Annotated in this window: 20 protein-coding genes; 9 read left to right on the top strand and 11 right to left on the bottom strand. The window is 53.5% G+C overall.

From position 1 onward, the window contains the following. Nucleotides 1-39 precede the first annotated feature (39 nt). Complete coding sequence (locus LG381_RS02970) at nucleotides 40-336, top strand: helix-turn-helix transcriptional regulator (RefSeq protein WP_000418114.1); 297 nt, start codon at nucleotides 40-42, stop codon at nucleotides 334-336. A gap of 42 nt (nucleotides 337-378) precedes the next feature. On the opposite strand, the gene LG381_RS02965 is transcribed toward LG381_RS02970, so the two are convergent. Further along, nucleotides 379-1,431 carry a DUF2776 family protein gene (locus LG381_RS02965; RefSeq protein ID WP_105281230.1) on the bottom strand — a complete coding sequence of 351 codons (1,053 nt, stop codon included), beginning with the start codon at nucleotides 1,429-1,431 and terminating at the stop codon, nucleotides 379-381. A 495-nt stretch (nucleotides 1,432-1,926) separates the two neighbouring features. Between LG381_RS02965 and LG381_RS02960 the strand changes: the two genes are divergently transcribed. The 6 genes from LG381_RS02960 (at nucleotide 1,927) to LG381_RS02935 (ending at nucleotide 7,729) form a co-directional block, all read left to right on the top strand. Further along, on the top strand, nucleotides 1,927-2,040 hold the full coding sequence (locus LG381_RS02960; protein WP_225762004.1) for a hypothetical protein: 114 nt from the start codon (nucleotides 1,927-1,929) through the stop codon (nucleotides 2,038-2,040). Between the two features lie 61 nt (nucleotides 2,041-2,101). Next, complete coding sequence (locus LG381_RS02955) at nucleotides 2,102-3,169, top strand: HlyD family secretion protein (protein WP_000357899.1); 1,068 nt, start codon at nucleotides 2,102-2,104, stop codon at nucleotides 3,167-3,169. Further along, complete coding sequence (gene rbbA, locus LG381_RS02950) at nucleotides 3,166-5,901, top strand: ribosome-associated ATPase/putative transporter RbbA (RefSeq protein WP_225762003.1); 2,736 nt, start codon at nucleotides 3,166-3,168, stop codon at nucleotides 5,899-5,901. The genes LG381_RS02955 and rbbA overlap by 4 nt, the downstream gene beginning before the upstream one ends. Beyond that, the gene (locus LG381_RS02945; RefSeq protein ID WP_225762964.1) at nucleotides 5,901-7,025 is read left to right on the top strand and encodes an ABC transporter permease; all 1,125 of its coding nucleotides are present in this window, start codon (nucleotides 5,901-5,903) and stop codon (nucleotides 7,023-7,025) included. Before rbbA ends, LG381_RS02945 begins: the two co-directional genes overlap by 1 nt. A 72-nt stretch (nucleotides 7,026-7,097) precedes the next feature. After that, nucleotides 7,098-7,373, top strand: coding sequence for a type II toxin-antitoxin system HicA family toxin (locus LG381_RS02940; protein WP_001260301.1), 276 nt, complete (start codon nucleotides 7,098-7,100; stop codon nucleotides 7,371-7,373). Continuing rightward, complete coding sequence (locus LG381_RS02935) at nucleotides 7,370-7,729, top strand: type II toxin-antitoxin system HicB family antitoxin (protein ID WP_000593555.1); 360 nt, start codon at nucleotides 7,370-7,372, stop codon at nucleotides 7,727-7,729. Before LG381_RS02940 ends, LG381_RS02935 begins: the two co-directional genes overlap by 4 nt. Before the next feature lie 119 nt (nucleotides 7,730-7,848). Here LG381_RS02935 and nikR read toward each other — a convergent pair whose 3' ends face one another. The 8 genes from nikR to LG381_RS02895 form a co-directional block, all read right to left on the bottom strand. Then, nucleotides 7,849-8,250 (bottom strand): nickel-responsive transcriptional regulator NikR, encoded by a 402-nt coding sequence (gene nikR / locus LG381_RS02930; protein WP_001190062.1) that lies wholly within the window; start codon nucleotides 8,248-8,250, stop codon nucleotides 7,849-7,851. Nucleotides 8,251-8,255: 5 nt separating this feature from the next. Further along, the gene (gene nikE / locus LG381_RS02925) at nucleotides 8,256-9,062 is read right to left on the bottom strand and encodes a nickel import ATP-binding protein NikE (RefSeq protein WP_225762002.1); all 807 of its coding nucleotides are present in this window, start codon (nucleotides 9,060-9,062) and stop codon (nucleotides 8,256-8,258) included. Continuing rightward, nucleotides 9,059-9,823, bottom strand: coding sequence for a nickel import ATP-binding protein NikD (gene nikD, locus LG381_RS02920; protein ID WP_225762001.1), 765 nt, complete (start codon nucleotides 9,821-9,823; stop codon nucleotides 9,059-9,061). Before nikD ends, nikE begins: the two co-directional genes overlap by 4 nt. Further along, nucleotides 9,823-10,656, bottom strand: a complete 834-nt coding sequence (gene nikC / locus LG381_RS02915; RefSeq protein WP_023308430.1) for a nickel ABC transporter permease subunit NikC — start codon at nucleotides 10,654-10,656, stop codon at nucleotides 9,823-9,825. The genes nikD and nikC overlap by 1 nt, the downstream gene beginning before the upstream one ends. Continuing rightward, a complete protein-coding gene (gene nikB, locus LG381_RS02910) occupies nucleotides 10,653-11,597 on the bottom strand; it encodes a nickel ABC transporter permease subunit NikB (RefSeq protein ID WP_000947068.1) in 945 nt (314 codons plus the stop codon). Before nikB ends, nikC begins: the two co-directional genes overlap by 4 nt. Next, on the bottom strand, nucleotides 11,597-13,171 hold the full coding sequence (gene nikA, locus LG381_RS02905) for a nickel ABC transporter substrate-binding protein (protein WP_225762000.1): 1,575 nt from the start codon (nucleotides 13,169-13,171) through the stop codon (nucleotides 11,597-11,599). The genes nikB and nikA overlap by 1 nt, the downstream gene beginning before the upstream one ends. 789 nt (nucleotides 13,172-13,960) lie before the next feature. Beyond that, on the bottom strand, nucleotides 13,961-14,548 hold the full coding sequence (gene acpT, locus LG381_RS02900; protein WP_222680865.1) for a 4'-phosphopantetheinyl transferase AcpT: 588 nt from the start codon (nucleotides 14,546-14,548) through the stop codon (nucleotides 13,961-13,963). A gap of 54 nt (nucleotides 14,549-14,602) precedes the next feature. Continuing rightward, nucleotides 14,603-15,652 (bottom strand): AI-2E family transporter, encoded by a 1,050-nt coding sequence (locus LG381_RS02895; RefSeq protein WP_105290292.1) that lies wholly within the window; start codon nucleotides 15,650-15,652, stop codon nucleotides 14,603-14,605. Between the two features lie 98 nt (nucleotides 15,653-15,750). On the opposite strand from LG381_RS02895, the gene LG381_RS02890 reads away from it, so the two are divergent. Further along, the gene (locus LG381_RS02890; RefSeq protein ID WP_123058185.1) at nucleotides 15,751-17,001 is read left to right on the top strand and encodes an MFS transporter; all 1,251 of its coding nucleotides are present in this window, start codon (nucleotides 15,751-15,753) and stop codon (nucleotides 16,999-17,001) included. 3 nt (nucleotides 17,002-17,004) lie between these two features. Here the strand turns inward: LG381_RS02890 and dcrB are convergent, their stop codons facing one another. Beyond that, entirely contained in the window at nucleotides 17,005-17,562 is a 558-nt protein-coding gene (gene dcrB, locus LG381_RS02885; RefSeq protein ID WP_001245286.1) for a phage sensitivity protein DcrB, read from the bottom strand. Between the two features lie 73 nt (nucleotides 17,563-17,635). After that, entirely contained in the window at nucleotides 17,636-18,301 is a 666-nt protein-coding gene (locus LG381_RS02880; RefSeq protein ID WP_000991083.1) for a 7-cyano-7-deazaguanine/7-aminomethyl-7-deazaguanine transporter, read from the bottom strand. 221 nt (nucleotides 18,302-18,522) lie between these two features. Between LG381_RS02880 and tusA the strand changes: the two genes are divergently transcribed. Beyond that, entirely contained in the window at nucleotides 18,523-18,768 is a 246-nt protein-coding gene (gene tusA / locus LG381_RS02875) for a sulfurtransferase TusA (RefSeq protein WP_000130621.1), read from the top strand. Nucleotides 18,769-18,778: the final 10 nt, after the last annotated feature.

The raw sequence follows: 18,778 nt of genomic DNA, 5'->3' as shown, positions 1-18,778 counted from the left end.
TGGTATCATCGAAATATCAATTAACCGGAGAAACTATTTATGGAACTGGAAGATGTCGCTAAGGCACTGAAAGAATTAGGTCATCCGACCCGTTTGTTTATTTTTCGTCATCTGGTCAAAGCGGGAGAGCGCGGGATGCCGGTAGGCGAGTTACAGAAGGAACTTGCGATCCCCGCATCGACCTTAAGCCACCATATCTCGGCGCTGGTCTCCGTTGGTCTGGTTAAGCAAAACCGCGAAAGTCGCACGTTGATGTGTGTCTCGCAATATGATGTTCTGGAAGGAATTATTAGTTTTCTGCGTGAAGAGTGCTGCGTGAATAACGGGAAGTATTAATATTCGCCGGGCTGTAGCATAACCACAACCCGGCGAGAGCCATTATTTTTTCGCAGAACCCGCTTCTAATATAGAAACGATGGAAAACAGTGTAAAACACACTGCACCTAAGCCAACCAAAACTCGCGAGGGAATAAAGTAAGCCATATCGATTTGCGCAATTTCAGCAAGGAACGCCGCGAGGAACAGGCAAAACAGACAGGTAAATACCGGTATCATTGGTATTCTGTTGGTTAACGAACAGGTGCGTCTCCAGACTAACGCCAACAGCCACACTTTGGAGAAAATGCTGTAGCAGATCATCCCCAGACAAATGAGAATAATGCCGGGTGCCAGACGGGCGCTTGCATCTGAACTGATTAATACGTAGATACCCTGAATAACGGTAAGTGAACCGAGAAAAATAACCCAATAACACCAGAGCCAATGTTCTTTCGCTGAGAATGTGTTCCGCGTTTGATGAACAATAGTGGCGACCAGGCCAATAAGACAAGCGCAAATTGCCGTTAGCCCCAGGAATACATGGCCTGCAACATAATGCGCTGGAATATCTGCACTACGCAAAAGCGCAACTGACCAGAGGAAACCAAAGAGAGTCAGAAGTAGTGGCACGGCAATTAAGCAATTACCAATAAGCGAAGAATAAGCCTGAAGCGGAGTTCCATCGCTTTTACTCCCTGCTGCGTTTTTCGGGATGAGCAGAAAATGCCCGGAAGATGCCGCGACGGTTGATACGCAGGCGGCAATCATCCCAACACCAAAAATAACGTGCCCGGCAACAAATTCATCCGCCATCACATTATCACTTGCCAGCAGAGACCATCCCCAAATCATCGTTGCAACGGAACCTGCATAACCAATAATAGGAAATAGCGTGTTGTAGAATTTATTCACACCATGAGTTAACTGAGAGATGATAATAAATGCAGTAGTGAACAACGCCAGGCATATTGCAGAAAGAGAAATTAAAACATGCCCTGCGACGAAATATTCACTTTGCCCAGAACCTGCTAATACAAAATCACCTAACGCGATGCATATTATACCCATTATCAAAGGGATTAATTTAAACAACCATCCGATATATATGTTCATCTCAATCTCCATATGCGTTTCCGCTAATGTCAGAAAGCGTGTAAGTAGTATTTTTAGTCAATTAAATATAACAATGAGATACCACTAATTGTAAAAAGTAACTTTACTATAACCGGATTTATTGTTCTGAGTATTGAATTTTATAGGCGAGTTAATGCTGGCAAATAAATATTTATCCTACAGCTAATTCTGAATGAATATCTTTTCCTTATTTTTCATCGTTGCTTAAAACGCTGCTTTTTCTCATCCACCCTCTTTTCGCAAAAATACCTTATTACCTTTCGGTAAGATATTTGTACACAAGAGAATAATAACACTGCGTGATAGTCACTGTTCCTGTTAAGGATATTTTGGGTTAAAAACGTAATCGAAATGTAGAACATCGTGATGTATCACAAGCTGATTGTAATCAAATAGACAACATGAATATAACTGTTAGTATTTAATTGATTTCAATTATGAGTATGCGTGTTTCATTTACGGCCAGGAATGCTGATGATGACAACATTACTACCCGTTTTCACTAAGCCTTCCCCGTTGGCGCTCATCTTGCGGCGCCCTGGTCGTATATGCCGTTTCTTTCTCATCCCGGATGGAAGAATCCGCTGAACATCGTTCGCGGCTGCTGTAACACGCGTCGTTTACTTACAGGGATTATGGCGGGTCGATTATGGATAAGATTAAGCGCCATCTGGCGTGGTGGGTTGTCGGGTTACTGGCGGTTGCTGCCGTCCTGGCGTGGTGGTTATTGCGCCCGGCAGGTGTACCGGAGGGTTTTGCCGTCAGTAATGGTCGCATTGAAGCGACGGAAGTGGATATCGCCAGTAAAATTGCCGGGCGTATCGACACCATTCTGGTGAAAGAGGGGCAGTTTGTCCGCGAAGGCGAAGTGCTGGCGAAGATGGACACTCGCGTGTTGCAGGAGCAGCGACTGGAAGCCATCGCGCAAATCAAAGAGGCGCAAAGTGCCGTTGCCGCCGCGCAGGCTTTGCTGGAACAGCGGCAAAGTGAAACTCGTGCCGCGCAGTCATTGGTTAATCAACGACAGGCCGAACTGGACTCCGTTGCCAAACGTCATACGCGTTCCCGCTCGCTCGCCCATCGTGGGGCTATTTCTGCGCAACAACTGGATGACGACCGCGCCGCCGCCGAAAGCGCCCGAGCTGCGCTGGAATCGGCGAAAGCCCAGGTTTCGGCTTCTAAAGCCGCTATAGAAGCGGCTCGTACCAATATCATTCAGGCACAAACCCGCGTCGAAGCCGCGCAAGCCACTGAACGGCGCATTGCCGCAGATATCGATGACAGTGAACTAAAAGCCCCGCGCGATGGACGCGTGCAGTATCGGGTTGCTGAGCCAGGCGAAGTGCTGGCGGCAGGCGGTCGGGTGCTGAATATGGTCGATCTGAGCGACGTTTATATGACCTTCTTCCTGCCAACCGAACAGGCGGGTACGCTGAAACTAGGCGGCGAAGCACGGCTGATCCTTGATGCCGCGCCAGATTTGCGTATTCCTGCGACCATCAGTTTTGTCGCCAGCGTCGCCCAGTTCACGCCAAAAACCGTCGAAACCAGCGATGAACGGCTGAAACTGATGTTCCGCGTCAAAGCGCGTATCCCACCGGAATTACTCCAGCAACATCTGGAATATGTCAAAACCGGTTTGCCGGGCGTGGCGTGGGTGCGGGTGAACGAAGAACGTCCGTGGCCTGAAGACCTGGTGGTGAGGTTGCCGCAATGACGCATCTGGAACTGGTTCCCGTTCCGCCTGTCGCGCAACTGGCGGGCGTGAGCCAGCATTATGGAAAAACCGTTGCGCTGAACAATATCACTCTCGATATTCCGGCACGCTGCATGGTCGGGCTGATTGGCCCGGACGGCGTCGGGAAGTCGAGTTTGTTATCGCTGATTTCCGGTGCCCGCGTCATTGAGCAGGGCAACGTGATCGTGCTGGGCGGCGATATGCGCGACCCGAAGCATCGCCGCGACGTCTGCCCGCGTATCGCCTGGATGCCGCAGGGGCTGGGCAAAAACCTCTACCACACCTTGTCGGTGTATGAAAACGTCGATTTTTTCGCCCGCCTGTTTGGCCACGACAAAGCGGAGCGGGAAGTCCGAATTAATGAGCTGCTGACCAGCACTGGGTTAGCACCGTTTCGCGATCGTCCGGCGGGAAAGCTCTCCGGCGGGATGAAGCAAAAACTTGGACTATGCTGTGCGTTAATCCACGACCCGGAATTGTTGATTCTTGATGAGCCAACGACGGGGGTTGACCCGCTCTCTCGCGCTCAGTTCTGGGATCTCATCGACAGTATTCGCCAGCGGCAGAGCAATATGAGCGTGCTGGTCGCCACCGCCTATATGGAAGAGGCCGAACGCTTCGACTGGCTGGTGGCGATGAATGCCGGAGAAGTGCTGGCGACCGGTAGCGCCGAAGAACTGCGTCAGCAAACGCAAAGCGCCACGCTGGAAGAAGCATTTATTAATCTGTTACCGCAAGCGCAACGCCAGGCGCATCAGGCGGTAGTGATCCCACCGTATCAACCTGAAAACGCAGAGATTGCCATCGAAGCGCGCGATCTGACCATGCGTTTTGGTTCCTTCGTTGCCGTTGATCACGTCAATTTCCGCATTCCACGCGGGGAGATTTTTGGCTTCCTCGGTTCGAACGGCTGCGGTAAATCCACCACCATGAAAATGCTTACTGGGCTGCTGCCCGCCAGCGAAGGTGAGGCGTGGCTGTTTGGGCAACCGGTTGATCCAAAAGATATCGATACTCGCCGTCGGGTGGGCTATATGTCGCAGGCGTTTTCGCTCTATAACGAACTCACCGTGCGGCAAAACCTGGAGTTACATGCTCGTTTGTTTCACATCCCGGAAGCGGAAATTCCTGCGCGAGTTGCTGAAATGAGCGAGCGTTTTAAGCTCAATGACGTTGAAGATGTGCTGCCGGAGTCATTGCCGCTCGGCATTCGCCAACGGCTTTCGCTGGCGGTGGCGGTGATTCATCGCCCGGAGATGTTAATCCTCGATGAGCCTACTTCTGGTGTCGATCCGGTGGCGAGGGATATGTTCTGGCAGTTGATGGTCGATCTCTCGCGCCAGGACAAAGTGACCATTTTCATCTCCACCCACTTTATGAACGAAGCGGAACGCTGCGACCGTATCTCGCTGATGCACGCCGGAAAAGTGCTCGCCAGCGGTACACCGCAGGAACTGGTTGAGAAACGCGGAGCTGCCAGTCTGGAAGAGGCATTTATCGCCTGTTTGCAGGAAGCGGCGGGGCAGAGCAACGAAGCCGAAGCACCACCCGTGGTGCGCAACGCTACCCATGCGCCGCGTCAGGGATTTAGCCTGCGCCGTCTGTTTAGCTACAGCCGCCGCGAAGCACTGGAACTGCGCCGCGATCCGGTGCGTTCGACGCTGGCGCTGATGGGAACGGTGATCCTGATGCTGATAATGGGTTACGGCATCAGTATGGATGTGGAAAACCTGCGCTTTGCGGTGCTCGACCGCGACCAGACCGTCAGCAGCCAGGCGTGGACGCTCAATCTCTCCGGTTCCCGTTACTTTATCGAACAGCCGCCGCTCACCAGTTATGACGAGCTTGACCGCCGGATGCGTGCGGGCGATATCACAGTGGCGATTGAGATCCCGCCCAATTTCGGGCGTGATATCGCGCGTGGTACGCCTGTGGAGCTCGGTGTCTGGATCGACGGTGCGATGCCCAGCCGTGCCGAAACGGTAAAAGGTTACGTGCAGGCGATGCACCAGAGTTGGTTACAGGATGTGGCGAGCCGGCAATCGACGCCCGCCAGCCAAAGCGGACTGATGAATATTGAGACGCGCTATCGCTATAACCCGGACGTAAAAAGCCTGCCAGCGATTGTTCCGGCGGTGATCCCGCTTCTGCTGATGATGATCCCGTCAATGCTAAGCGCCCTTAGCGTGGTGCGGGAAAAAGAGTTGGGGTCGATTATCAACCTTTACGTGACCCCCACCACGCGTAGCGAATTTTTGCTCGGCAAACAGCTACCGTACATCGCGCTGGGGATGCTGAACTTTTTCCTGCTCTGCGCCTTGTCGGTGTTTGTGTTTGGTGTGCCGCATAAAGGCAGCTTCCTGACGCTCACCCTGGCGGCGTTGCTGTATATCATCATTGCCACCGGAATGGGGCTGCTGATCTCCACTTTTATGAAGAGCCAGATTGCCGCCATTTTCGGTACGGCGATTATCACGTTGATTCCGGCGACGCAGTTTTCCGGGATGATCGATCCGGTGGCATCGCTGGAAGGGCCGGGGCGTTGGATCGGCGAGGTTTACCCTACCAGTCATTTTCTGACTATCGCGCGCGGGACGTTCTCGAAGTCGCTGGATCTGACGGACTTGTGGCAACTTTTTATCCCGTTGCTGATAGCCATACCGCTGGTGATGGGCTTAAGCATCCTGCTGCTGAAAAAACAGGAGGGATGATGCGCCATTTACGCAATATTTTTAATCTGGGTATCAAAGAGTTGCGCAGCCTGCTTGGTGATAAAGCAATGCTGACGCTGATTGTCTTCTCGTTTACGGTGTCGGTGTACTCGTCGGCAACCGTCACGCCAGGATCGTTAAACCTGGCGCCGATCGCCATTGCCGATATGGATCAATCGCAGTTGTCGAACCGGATCGTTAACAGCTTCTACCGCCCATGGTTTTTGCCGCCGGAGATGATCACTGCCGATGAGATGGATGCCGGACTGGACGCCGGGCGCTATACCTTTGCGGTAAATATTCCGCCTAATTTTCAGCGTGATGTCCTCGCCGGACGCCAGCCGGATATTCAGGTGAACGTCGATGCCACGCGCATGAGCCAGGCATTCACTGGCAACGGGTATATCCAGAATATTATCAACGGTGAAGTGAACAGCTTTGTCGCGCGCTACCGTGATAACAGCGAACCGTTGGTATCGCTGGAAACCCGGATGCGCTTTAACCCGAACCTCGATCCCGCGTGGTTTGGCGGGGTGATGGCGATCATCAACAACATTACCATGCTGGCGATTGTTTTGACCGGATCGGCGCTGATCCGCGAGCGTGAACACGGCACGGTGGAACATTTACTGGTGATGCCGATAACGCCGTTTGAGATCATGATGGCGAAGGTCTGGTCGATGGGGCTGGTGGTGCTGGTGGTGTCGGGATTATCGCTGGTGCTGATGGTAAAAGGCGTGCTGGGCGTACCGATAGAAGGCTCGATCCCGCTGTTTATGCTTGGCGTGGCGCTCAGTCTGTTTGCCACCACGTCAATCGGCATTTTCATGGGGACGATAGCGCGCTCAATGCCGCAACTGGGGCTGCTGGTGATTCTGGTGCTGCTGCCGCTGCAAATGCTTTCCGGTGGTTCCACGCCGCGCGAAAGTATGCCGCAGATGGTGCAGGACATTATGCTGACCATGCCGACGACACACTTTGTCAGCCTCGCGCAGGCCATTCTCTACCGTGGTGCCGGATTTGAAATCGTCTGGCCGCAGTTCCTGACGCTGATGGCAATTGGCGGCGTGTTTTTCACCATTGCGCTGCTGCGATTCAGAAAGACGATTGGAACAATGGCGTAAGGAAGGGAAACTTGACTTCATATTGTGATGTCATACTATTGATGTCATAAAGTGAAGTCATAAGGACATGCCATGAGAACACAGGTACAGGCTTTACGGAAGAAACAAAAAAATACATTGGATCAAATATTTAAATCTCCTGTTCCTCAAGGGATTAAGTGGTCTGATATAGAGTCACTGGTTAAAGCATTAGGCGGAGAAATTAAGGAAGGAAGAGGCTCGCGTTGTAAGTTCATACTAAATATGAGCGTTGCGTGTTTCCATCGGCCTCATCCGTCGCCAGATACCGATAAAGGCGCTGTAGAAAGCGTGCGTGACTGGTTACTAAGTATAGGGGTAAAACCATGATCAAACTGAAGACGCCAAATTCTATGGAGATTGCCGGGCAACCTGCTGTAATTACCTATGTGCCAGAACTGAATGCATTTCGTGGCAAATTCCTGGGCTTGTCAGGTTATTGTGATTTTGTCTCTGACAGCATTCAGGGGCTGCAAAAAGAGGGGGAGCTTTCCCTGCGAGAGTATCTTGAGGATTGTAAAGCTGCGGGTATTGAGCCTTATGCGCGTACAGAAAAGATTAAGACCTTTACGTTACGCTATCCAGAATCGCTGAGTGAACGCCTTAATAATGCGGCTGCGCAGCAACAAGTCTCTGTTAATACCTATATTATTGAAACGCTGAATGAGCGTTTGAATCATTTATAAATTTTAGCGGCGTTCATTACGCAGAACATCTGCCTTTACAGGATCTATCTATGCAACTGAACTTAATTTTATAAATTAAGTTCAGTTAATATCTTTTCTTTCCGCGTTTCAGAAATAACTCAATCTTCCTTCGGCAAGCACTGTAAATGCCCGTGTCGCACGCCGCGCTGGGCGATAACGTCATCGGCAAAATGTTGCACGTCACCCATGTCACCTTTCAGCACGGCGATTTCCAGACAGTCGTCGTGGTTGATGTGCACATGCAGAGTAGCAACCGAGAGGTCGTGGTGATGATGCTGGGTGGAAACAATACGGCTGGCTAAGTCGCGTTTTTCGTGTTCATACACATACGACAGCACTGCGAAACCTTGTGTGCCGTGCTGCTGGGTGGCCTCCTGCGCCAGGGCGCTGCGCAGAATATCGCGGATAGCTTCGGAACGGTTGTTATAGCCACGACGCTGGCTCAGGCTGTCCAGCGTCTCCAGTAAATCGTCATCAAGCGTGATGGTGACTCGTTGCATTTGCGTTAAACCTTTTCAGTGGCGCGACGGCGCACGGGGAATGCGGGTAATACCGCGTTTTGTAGCACACGTCCGGCGTCAGAGGAAAAAGTTAATTTCTCTCCCACCACCTGGGTTTCGACGATTTGTCCGTTGTCCATCACCATCACCCGCTGACAGAAACGTTCTACAAGGCGTAAGTCGTGGGTGATGAACAGGCAGGCGGTGCCAAACTGTTGTTGTAGCTTTTTCAGTAGACGAATGACGCCCGCTTGTAACACGAGATCAAGGTTAGAAACGGCTTCATCCAGAATCAGCAGTTTCGGTTCGACCGCCAGCGCGCGCGCCAGGCAGACGCGCTGGAGCTGACCGCCGCTTAATTGCGGTGGGCGTTTGTCGAGCACGCTGTCATCGAGATCTACCGCCTTCAGCATTTCACTGGCGCGCGCCAGTTGTTCGGCTTTTTTCAGCGATAGCAGGTGGCGCATCGGTTCTCGCAGGATCTCGCGCACGGTTTTGCGTGGGTTAACGGCGCTGATGGAGTCCTGAAACACCATCTGAATATCACGGCGGAACGCTTTACGCTGGGCGCGATTGAGTTTCGCCAGCGGTTCGCCGCGCCAGCTAATATTCCCTTGTGAGGGCAATTCTAAGCCTACCAGTAGCCGCGCGAGGGTGCTTTTTCCGCAGCCGCTGCGTCCCAGCAGGGCGACGGTTTCACCGCTTTTCAGGGTCAGGGAAACGTTATTCAGCACCGTCTGATGTTGATGTTTTCCGCTAAATCCACCGTGGGCATAGTGATGGGAAAGGTCGGAGACGTTAAGTAAAGTCATGATGCCAGCTCCATACCGTAGAGGGCGAGATGAGCGGAAACCAGGCTGCGCGTCACCGTATGTTTGGGGGCGTTAAACAGCGTTTCTACATCGCCCTGTTCGACAATCTTACCGTGTGACATCACCGCCACGTCATCTGCCAGACGCGCCACCACGCCCATATCATGGGTCACCAGCAGCATTCCCGGCGCTTGTTTTTGCATAATGCTCTCCAGCAGATCGAGGATGCGCGCCTGCGCTACCACATCAAGGTCGGTAGTCGGTTCATCGGCGATGATAAACGGTGATTCGCACAGCACCGCCATCGCAATCATCATGCGCTGCAACATACCGCCGCTCATCTCGAACGGGTACAGCTTCAATACACGCGTGGCGTTTTCCAGCCCCACCGCTTCTATGGCAGCGATAAGCGTGGCGTCATCGGCGGGTTTTCCCAGTGCCAGGCAGGTTTCCCGCGCGTGGGTGTGCATGGTGTGCAGCGGATTAAAGGCGCTGCGCGGGTTCTGCATGATGGTGGCAATTTTGATGCCGCGCAGGGCGCAAGGCGAAACCGGTTTGCCATCGGCTAAAATTTCTCCCGCCGTCTGGCGAACGCCTGCGGGCAGAATGCCCAGCGTCGCGGCGCAGGTCAGTGATTTCCCGCTGCCGCTACCACCGACTAACGCCAGCACACGCCCGCGTTTAAGGGTTAACGATACGCCGTGCACCAGCGGCTGCGCGGCCTGTAGCGCGATATTACGTAGTTCAATCTGTTGCGGCATTAGTGTGCGTGCTCCGTCACCAGATGAGGGTCCAGATGATCGCGCAGTGCGTCACCCACCAGGTTAAAGGCCATCACGCTGATAAACAGCGCCAGCCCCGGCCAGAACATTTGCAGCGGCTGGGTCCAGATATACTGGCGCGCGTCGTTAATCATCACGCCCCATTCGGCGGTCGGCGCGGTCACGCCGAGGCCGAGGAAGGACATCCCCGCGACGTGCAGCATCATATGGCCGATATCCAGCGTTGCCAGCACCAGCAGCGAGGGGATCACCGCACCTGCCAGATGATCAACAAACACCCGCACATGGCCCGCGCCAGAAAGCCGTGATGCCAGCACAAACTCGCGCTGGCGCAGTGAAATCACCAGGCTGCGCACCATGCGTGCATACCACGCCCAGTGCGACAGAGCGATGGCGATAATTACGTTGGTCAGCCCGGTGCCGAGCACGCCGACCATAAAGAATGACAGAATCGACGTCGGGAAGGTCATAAACATATCCGCGACGCGCATGGTGGCCTGATCAACGCGCCCGCCAATCAGCCCCGCGCTGCCGCCAATGACCAGCCCTAATGTCAGCACCAGCAGCAGGCAGGCCATTACCGAACCGAGCGACACGCGGGTCGCCGCCATCAGCCGCGAGAAAATATCACGCCCTAAGTGATCGGTGCCCAGCCAGTGCTGCGCATCCGGCGAGAGCAGGCGCGACGGCAGATCAATCGCCTGTGGGTCATACGGCAGCCACCACTGGCTGGTGAGCGCAATCAGCGCCAGCAGGGCGATAATGATCAGCGCCAGGCGTACCGACCAGCGGGAAGAGATGAAAAAGTTCACGCGTGCGCTCCTTCATGACGACGAATACGCGGGTCCAGCGCGGCGTTGAGTAAATCAACAATCAAATTACAGACCACAAAAACCACCACCATCATCAGCGTAAAGCATTGAATCACCGGATAGTCACGGTTAAAAATCGCCGACACCGCATAGCGCCCGACGCCCGGCCAGGCAAAGATGTTTTCGATAATCATCGTCCCGCCAATCAGTTCGCCGATGTGCATCCCCACGGCGGTGATCATCGGCAGCGAGGCATTACGCAGAATATGTCGGCGTTCGGTCTGTTTGTCGTTCAGGCCGCGTAGCCGCGCCCAGGTGACGTGACGCTGACCTGCGACGTCCAGCATACTGGCGCGCAGCAGTCGCGCGTTAATCGCCAGTGACATAAAGGCAATGGAAACCGCCGGCAGAATGATGTGCTGCCAGCCGCCGTAACCCATCGCGGGTAGCCATTGCAGATACACCGAAAACGCCATCACCAGTAAAAACGCCAGCCAGAAGTTAGGCATCGACACGCCAAGAAACGCGATAAAACGCACTGCGAAATCCGGCAGGCGGTCGCGATGGCGCGCCGCCCAGATGCCGAGCGGCACGGAAGTGAGCAGAATTAACACCAGCGCCGCTCCTGCAAGTTCCAGCGTGGCGGGCAGGAAGTTCAGCATATCGTCGAGCACCGGGCGTTGGCTGGCGAATGAGATACCAAAGTCAAGATGCAGCGCCTTCCACAACCAGGTGCCGTACTGGACGTACAGCGGCTGATCCAGTCCCAGCATGGTGCGGGTAGAGGCCAGCATCTCCGGCGTCGGCGGCAGGTTAGATAAACGCAAATAGTCGAGTGCCGGGTCGCCGGTGCCGAGGCGCAACATCAGAAAAATGATCACCGAGGCGGCGAGCACCATCGGGATCAGCAGCAGAAAGCGGCGTAATACGTAACGCAACATTAAGGTTTCACCGGTTTAATCTGTTCGAACGGAATTTCGGTGGCGATCGGCGCGTAGGGGATGTTGCCCAGTTCCGGTTTCGATACCACCATCATTGAGATGTAGCTGATAGGCAGGTAAACCGCCTCGTCATGCAGACGGGTCAGAATGTCGCGATACAGCGCCTGACGTTGTGTTTCATCATGGGTCGCCAGCACTTCGCCGATCTCTTTATCAATCAGCGGCTTGTCGGCTAAACCTTGCTGTGCCTGGAAGTCAGCGTGCGACGGTACGCGCATTGAACTCAGGAAGGCGTGTGGATCGTATGGCGCGCCCCAGGTGCGGTGGAAAATCATGCCAAAACGACCGTCGCGCTGACGAGCATAGATACTGCTCTCTTCTTCGCCAATCAGCGAGACATCTGCGCCAATCTGGCGCATATCAGCCTGAATGATTTCCGCCATCGATTTGCTTAACGCATCGGTGCCGATGAACGACAGTTCAATGCGCAGCGGCTGACCATTTTTCTCGCGGATGTCTTTGCCCGCAGGCAGCGTCCAACCGGCTTTTTCCAGCAACTCTTTCGCTTTCTGCGGATCGTACTGGCGCGGTTTCAGACCGAGGTTGGCGTAGGGCACAGAAGGGGCAAACAGGGTGTCGGCGACCTGCTGGGTGCCATACAACGCGTTATCAATCAGCGATTTTTTGTTTACCGCGTAATTAAGAGCTTCACGTACTGCCAGCTCGTTGGTGGGGGCTTTGGCGGTATTGAGCGCCAGCATCACGGTTTCGATCGGCTGTGACAGTTGGGTATGGTAAGCCGGGTTCTGGCTAAAGCGGGCGAAGGTATCGAGCGGTAATAACCCTTCGTTACCGTACAGCAGGTCGATATCACCGGTTTCGAAAGCTACTGCGCGAGTGGTCGGATCCGGGATCACGTTAAAGGTGATCTTTTTAATCGCCGGCTTTTCGCCCCAGTAGTTTTCATTACGGACGAAGACATCGTACTGATTCAGTTTCGATTCCTGCAAAACCCACGGCCCGGTGCCAATTGGCGCTTTAATCCCGTTCATGGTTTCATGGTTTTTAAACTGCGAGGGGGCGATAAAGCGGAAAGGGCGGGGCAGAGCCAGTTCTTGCAGGAAAGGATAGTAGGCGCTTTTCAGGGTGATTTGCAGCTCCGTTTTACTGAGTGCTTTAACATCAACAATCTGGTTTGCCAGCTCCAGCCAGGCGTGACGTTGGCGGTTATCGAGCACTGCGCGGAAGTTTTCTGCCGCCGCCTCTGCATCGAACGGTTCACCGTTGGAGAATTTCACGTCATCACGCAGGGTGAAGGTCCAGGTTTTACCATCTTCTGAATGAGTCCAGCTTTTTGCCAGCCACGGGATCACCGAACCGTCTGCCTGATATTTCACCAGCGGTTCATAAACCATGCTCTGGGCGAACATCTGGTTAGGCGTGTAAAGGTGCGGGTTTAGTGGCCCGACATTCACCGGCCAGGCGGTGGTGATTTCATCTGGCGCAGCGGCATGGACGATAAAAGACGCACAAGCCAGCAGCGTAAATAGAGTGCGGCGGAGTGTGGAGAACATAGTAGCCCCAATGGATAAATAGTTGGCGAAATAAGTATGGCGACGATTCGCTATGTTGAAATCTGGTAGTGACTCTGCATATGCGGCCTGGGTGCGGCCTGTTCCCCTCACCCTAACCCTCTCCCCAGAGGGGCGAGGGGATGGTCCGTGCGCTTTTGTGACTGCAACTGCAATCGCCACTCATTGCACGGTGTGCCCCCCTCTCCCCAGAGGGGCGAGGGGATGGTCCGTGCGCTTTTGTGGCTGCAACTGCAATCGCCAATCATTGCACGGTGTGCCTCCTCTACCCGAAGGGCGAGGGGACGATCCGTGCGCTTTTGTGACTGCAACTGCAATCGCCACTCATTGCACGGTGTGCCCCCTCTCCCCAGAGGGGCGAGGGGATGGTGCGTGCGCTTTTGTGACTGCAACTGCAATCGCCACTCATTGCACGGTGTGCCCCCTCTACCCGAAGGGGCGAGGGGACGAGCCGTACGCTTTTGTGGCTGCAACTGCAATCGCCAATCATTGCACGGTGTGCCTCCTCTACCCAAAGGGGCGAGGGGATGGTCCGTGCGCTTTTGTGACTGCAACTGCAATCGCCACTCATTGCACGGTGTGCCCCCTCTCCCTTTCAGGGAGAGGGTTGGGGTGAGGGTAAAATACGGTGATAATCCCACTACCTTCCCTAAAAACGGGGAAAACTGCGCCCGCTCATGTTGAGTCATCGATTTCAAGTATGACGATTTTAAGTATTCGTCATACTGATAACCTGTTCTGGATCAATAGATGGGCAGTCGGGTGGGCGGATCAGTTAAGCGAATTGACCCATTGCACCGCGTCGGTGGTGAGCGTAAAGGGGGTAGGGGTGCAGATCGCCAGACTTAAATTTTCAAGCTGACAATGGCTGACAGACAGCGAGGACTGATAGGTGCTGTCTACGCTGACGATTTGCCAGGCGCTGCCGCCACGCTGTTTAACGATGGCTTCTTTGCGTGTCCAGATGCGCCAGAACATTTCCAGTTGCTGATCAGGATGCACGGCGTCCATTTCGGCATGTTCCCCGAGGCTAAACACCGTGTTTGCCAGCCAGTGCCAGTTGGCGCGCGGGCGAATCACTTCGATATCGCAGCCAACTTCGCCTTCATCGCTCAACAGCAGGGCGATATCGTCACCGCTATGACTTAAGTTGAACCATAGCGGGGTTTCCGGCGCGAATGCGGGTTTGCCCTGTTCACCGTAGATGATGTCCGGTAGCGGAGAAAGCACGTGTGAAAGCAATGCACGTCCCGCCAGCCAGCGTTCGCGTCGTGGACCTTGCGGTGCTTGATCGCGTAAAGCCGGTGGCAGTGGAACTGCGCTTAAGGTCGAAACTTTCCCCAGAACTATCCGATACATATCAGAGCCAACGTTTAATGGAAAAGGAAAGTGCGTATCGTATCACTTGTCGCCTCATCCCGGTAACCGACTTTTCGGTCGTCCCGGTCCCAGTAAAATCGCCAGTTTGCTGCCGCCTTTGGTGGTTTCCATCCAGATTTTACAGACGCTGGTTAATGGCACCGAAAGCAGCATACCCACCGGACCGAGTAACCATCCCCAGATCAACAATGACAGAAACACCACCATGGTGGACATCCCCAGTCGATGCCCCATCATCCGTGGCTCTAAAATATTGCCGATGACCATATGGACAACTAAAAACAGTGCGCCAACCAGAATACATTCGTAAACGCCATTAAACAGCAACACCTGAATCATTGGCGGTACGGCGGAGATCACCGCGCCAATATTGGGAACGTAGTTGAGCAAAAACGCCAGTACCGCCCACATCAGCGCAAACTGTACGCCCATTAGCGCCAACCCCAGCCAGACGATGACGCCTGTCCATAAACTGAGCAGCGTCTTCAATGCAAGATAGTGCGAAACACCTTTTAAGGCGCGGTGTAGTCCGGCGATGTGAATCTGTGGATTATTCAACGCAAAACGCATTTTGTAAGGCACGTGGCGCACTTCAAACAGCATGAAAACTACGGTCATCACCAGCAGAAGCACGCTCGCCATTGCGCCGGAAAGCCCGGTCATCAGCGCAGTGGTGAAGGCGACAACTTTTTCCGAATCCATCCGCTGAAGCATTCGTTCGGGCGACATATGCAGATTAAGAAACGGTAACATCTCTTGTAATTTAAACAGCTTACGGGTCAGTTCCTTATTAAACTTCGGCAGCATAGAGATAAATTCGTTAAACGATGCCGCCAGTACGCCGACCAGCGCAGTAAGTGCTATCAGCATCACCACCACCACAATGGTAATGGCAATGGGGCGTTGTACTCCACGACGAATAAACCAGGTGACCAGCGGATTGAGGACAATGGCGAAAAAGAGCGCCAGTAACAGTTGCACAATGATATCTGCCGCTGCGTGAATGCCGGCGAGAATCACTACCAGCGAGGCCAGCTTGAGCAGAATATGCATTCCTGTTTTATCCGGTTGAAGGGTTTCCATTGGGGCTTCCTTGTGACTTTTTGTATTAAGTGTAGCGGGAGTCACGCCAGCAATATTCTGATTCTTACTGCTGATTTTCACGCCAGCCCGTGGTAAAAATGAAACACTGTTGTAAAAATGTGGTGATCCTCATGCCCGAACCCGTTGCCGAACCCGCGCTAAACGGATTGCGTCTTAACCTGCGCATTGTCTCCATTGTCATGTTTAACTTCGCCAGCTATCTCACCATCGGGTTGCCGCTCGCCGTATTGCCGGGCTATGTCCATGATGTGATGGGATTTAGTGCCTTCTGGGCGGGTTTAGTTATCAGCCTGCAATATTTCGCTACTTTGCTGAGTCGTCCACATGCCGGGCGTTACGCCGATTTGCTGGGACCCAAAAAGATAGTCGTCTTCGGGTTGTGCGGCTGCTTTTTGAGCGGGCTGGGGTATCTGACAGCAGGATTAACCGCCAGCCTGCCCGTCATCAGCCTGTTATTACTTTGCCTGGGGCGCGTGATCCTCGGCATTGGGCAAAGTTTTGCCGGAACCGGATCGACACTGTGGGGCGTTGGCGTGGTTGGCTCGCTGCATATCGGGCGGGTAATTTCGTGGAACGGCATTGTCACTTACGGGGCGATGGCGATGGGCGCGCCGTTGGGCGTGCTGTTTTATCACTGGGGCGGGTTGCAGACGCTGGCATTAATCATTATGGCCGTGGCGCTGGTGGCTATTTTGTTGGCGATCCCGCGTCCGTCGGTGAAAGCCAGCAAAGGCAAGCCACTGCCGTTTCGCGCGGTGCTTGGGCGCGTCTGGCTGTACGGCATGGCGCTGGCACTGGCTTCTGCCGGATTTGGCGTCATCGCCACCTTTATCACACTGTTTTATGATGCTAAGGGCTGGGACGGTGCGGCTTTCGCGTTGACGCTGTTTAGTTGTGCGTTTGTCGGTACGCGACTGTTATTCCCTAACGGCATTAATCGTATCGGCGGCTTAAACGTGGCGATGATCTGCTTTAGCGTTGAGATAATCGGCTTGCTATTGGTTGGCGTAGCCACCGTACCGTGGATGGCGAAAATCGGCGTCTTACTGGCGGGGGCGGGTTTTTCGCTGGTGTTCCCGGCACTGGGCGTGGTGGCGGTAAAAGCGGTGCCGCAGCAGAATCAGGGGGCGGCGCTGGCAACCTATACCGTTTTTATGGATTTATCGCTGGGTGTGACCGGGCCGCTGGCAGGGCTGGTAATGAGTTGGGCTGGCGTGCCGGTGATTTATCTGGCTGCGGCGGGGTTGGTAGCAATCGCGTTATTGCTGACGTGGCGATTAAAAAAACGGCCTCCGGAACACGTTCCTGAGACCGTCTCATCATCTTAAAACTTACTGAATAACCAGCGTATTAATGATGTTTTCTGCGGTGGTCTGCGCTTTTTGCTGATCGTCAGCAGGCAGCGTGATTTGCATGGTCAGCAGTTGATTACCCACGTTACCCAGAATGACGGAAGAGTACGCCGTCTGGCCTTTCGCGGAGATAATGCTGTCTAACTGCTGCATTTTGTGACCTTTCAGCTCAATAGATTTGTTGGTCACCACTTGCAGTTGCGGATCGCGGCTACGTTGCTGATCTTCCAGACGCTTCGCCAGCACAGCCAGATCTTCTTTCGGGTCATCGCCCATGATGACGATGACTGCTTTCTGCCCGGTGGCGTCGGACCAGACGTGCATGTTATTGGCTTGCGTTCCCAGCTTACCGCTCTGGTCGGTCATATCTGCTGGCAGCGAGAAACTTAGCTTGCCATCAAGCAGGTTGACGGGATTTGCGGCAGCGTTACTTTCCGCGACAGTGCCTTCCGCCGTAGCGTTAGTGTCTTTATCATCACAGGCCGCAAGCCCCATAACCAGCAGGCCAATTCCGACATATTTAACCAGATTGCGCATTGACTTCTTCCTTATCGATAAACGGCCATAACGGCTCATTCATCCATCTTATCACAACTCTGATAACGAACCTTTAACTGGCCTGCAAAGCGTTGATTTCGGACTTATCTGCCAGTCTTTTCAATAGCATATTGAGTAATACGCCATACATTGGCAGGAAGAAAACGATGCTGATTAACACTTTGAAACAGTAATCAACCAGCGCGATTTCCATCCAGTGCTCGGCCATAAAAGCATCCGGGCTGCGCCAGAAAGCAATGAAGAAGAAAGCCAGCGTATCGCTGACGTTACCAAACAGTGTGGAAGCCGTCGGAGCCAGCCACCAGCGATGACTCTGACGCAGGCGGTTAAAAACGTGCACGTCGAGGATCTGCCCCAGCGCGTAGGCCATAAAGCTGGCGGTAGCGATACGGGCGACAAACAGGTTGAAGTGGGCGAGAACGCCGAATCCCTGCCATGAACCCATATAAAACAGTGATGAGATGACGTAGGAGATCAGCAACGCGGGGATCATCACCGCAAAGATGATGCGACGAGCCAGCGGTGCGCCAAAAATACGCACGGTCAGGTCGGTAGCAAGAAAAATAAACGGAAAGCTAAACGCGCCCCAGGTGGTATGAAAACCGAAAATAGAGACCGGAAGCTGTACCAGATAGTTACTGGAGGTGATCACCAACAGGTGAAATAACGATAACCAGAACAACGCCTTATAGCGTTGAGTTTGTGAGAAAGCGTTCATATTGTACCTTTTTGATTAGCCATTGGGGTGAGGGAACCCAATACGTACGACACGTTATTTTATAGTGAGATAATAACGTGCTTACCCTTTTTTCGAGCCGCCGCATGATACTGCTTTGGCTTGACAATGCAATGGTTAATTTTCACGCAATCGTTAACCTGGTTTGCTAACGGACTCACAGGGCGTAAACTAGCGCCGTTTTTTTATGTGATGAGAAGAAAATGACCGATCTCTTTTCCAGCCCTGACCACACACTCGACGCACTTGGCCTGCGCTGCCCGGAACCGGTGATGATGGTGCGCAAAACGGTGCGCAATATGCAGCCAGGCGAAACGTTGCTGATTATTGCCGATGATCCGGCCACGACCCGCGATATTCCTGGGTTTTGTACCTTTATGGAACATGAACTGGTCGCCAAAGAGACGGATGGACTGCCTTATCGTTATTTGATTCGTAAAGGCGGTTAATGGGGGAAGA

The organism is Escherichia sp. Marseille-Q3837, assembly GCF_916618735.1.
GTDB lineage: Bacteria > Pseudomonadota > Gammaproteobacteria > Enterobacterales > Enterobacteriaceae > Escherichia > Escherichia ruysiae.
The sequence above is the reverse complement of the archived record's forward strand: the minus strand, read 5'-3'. Positions and strand labels throughout refer to the sequence as shown.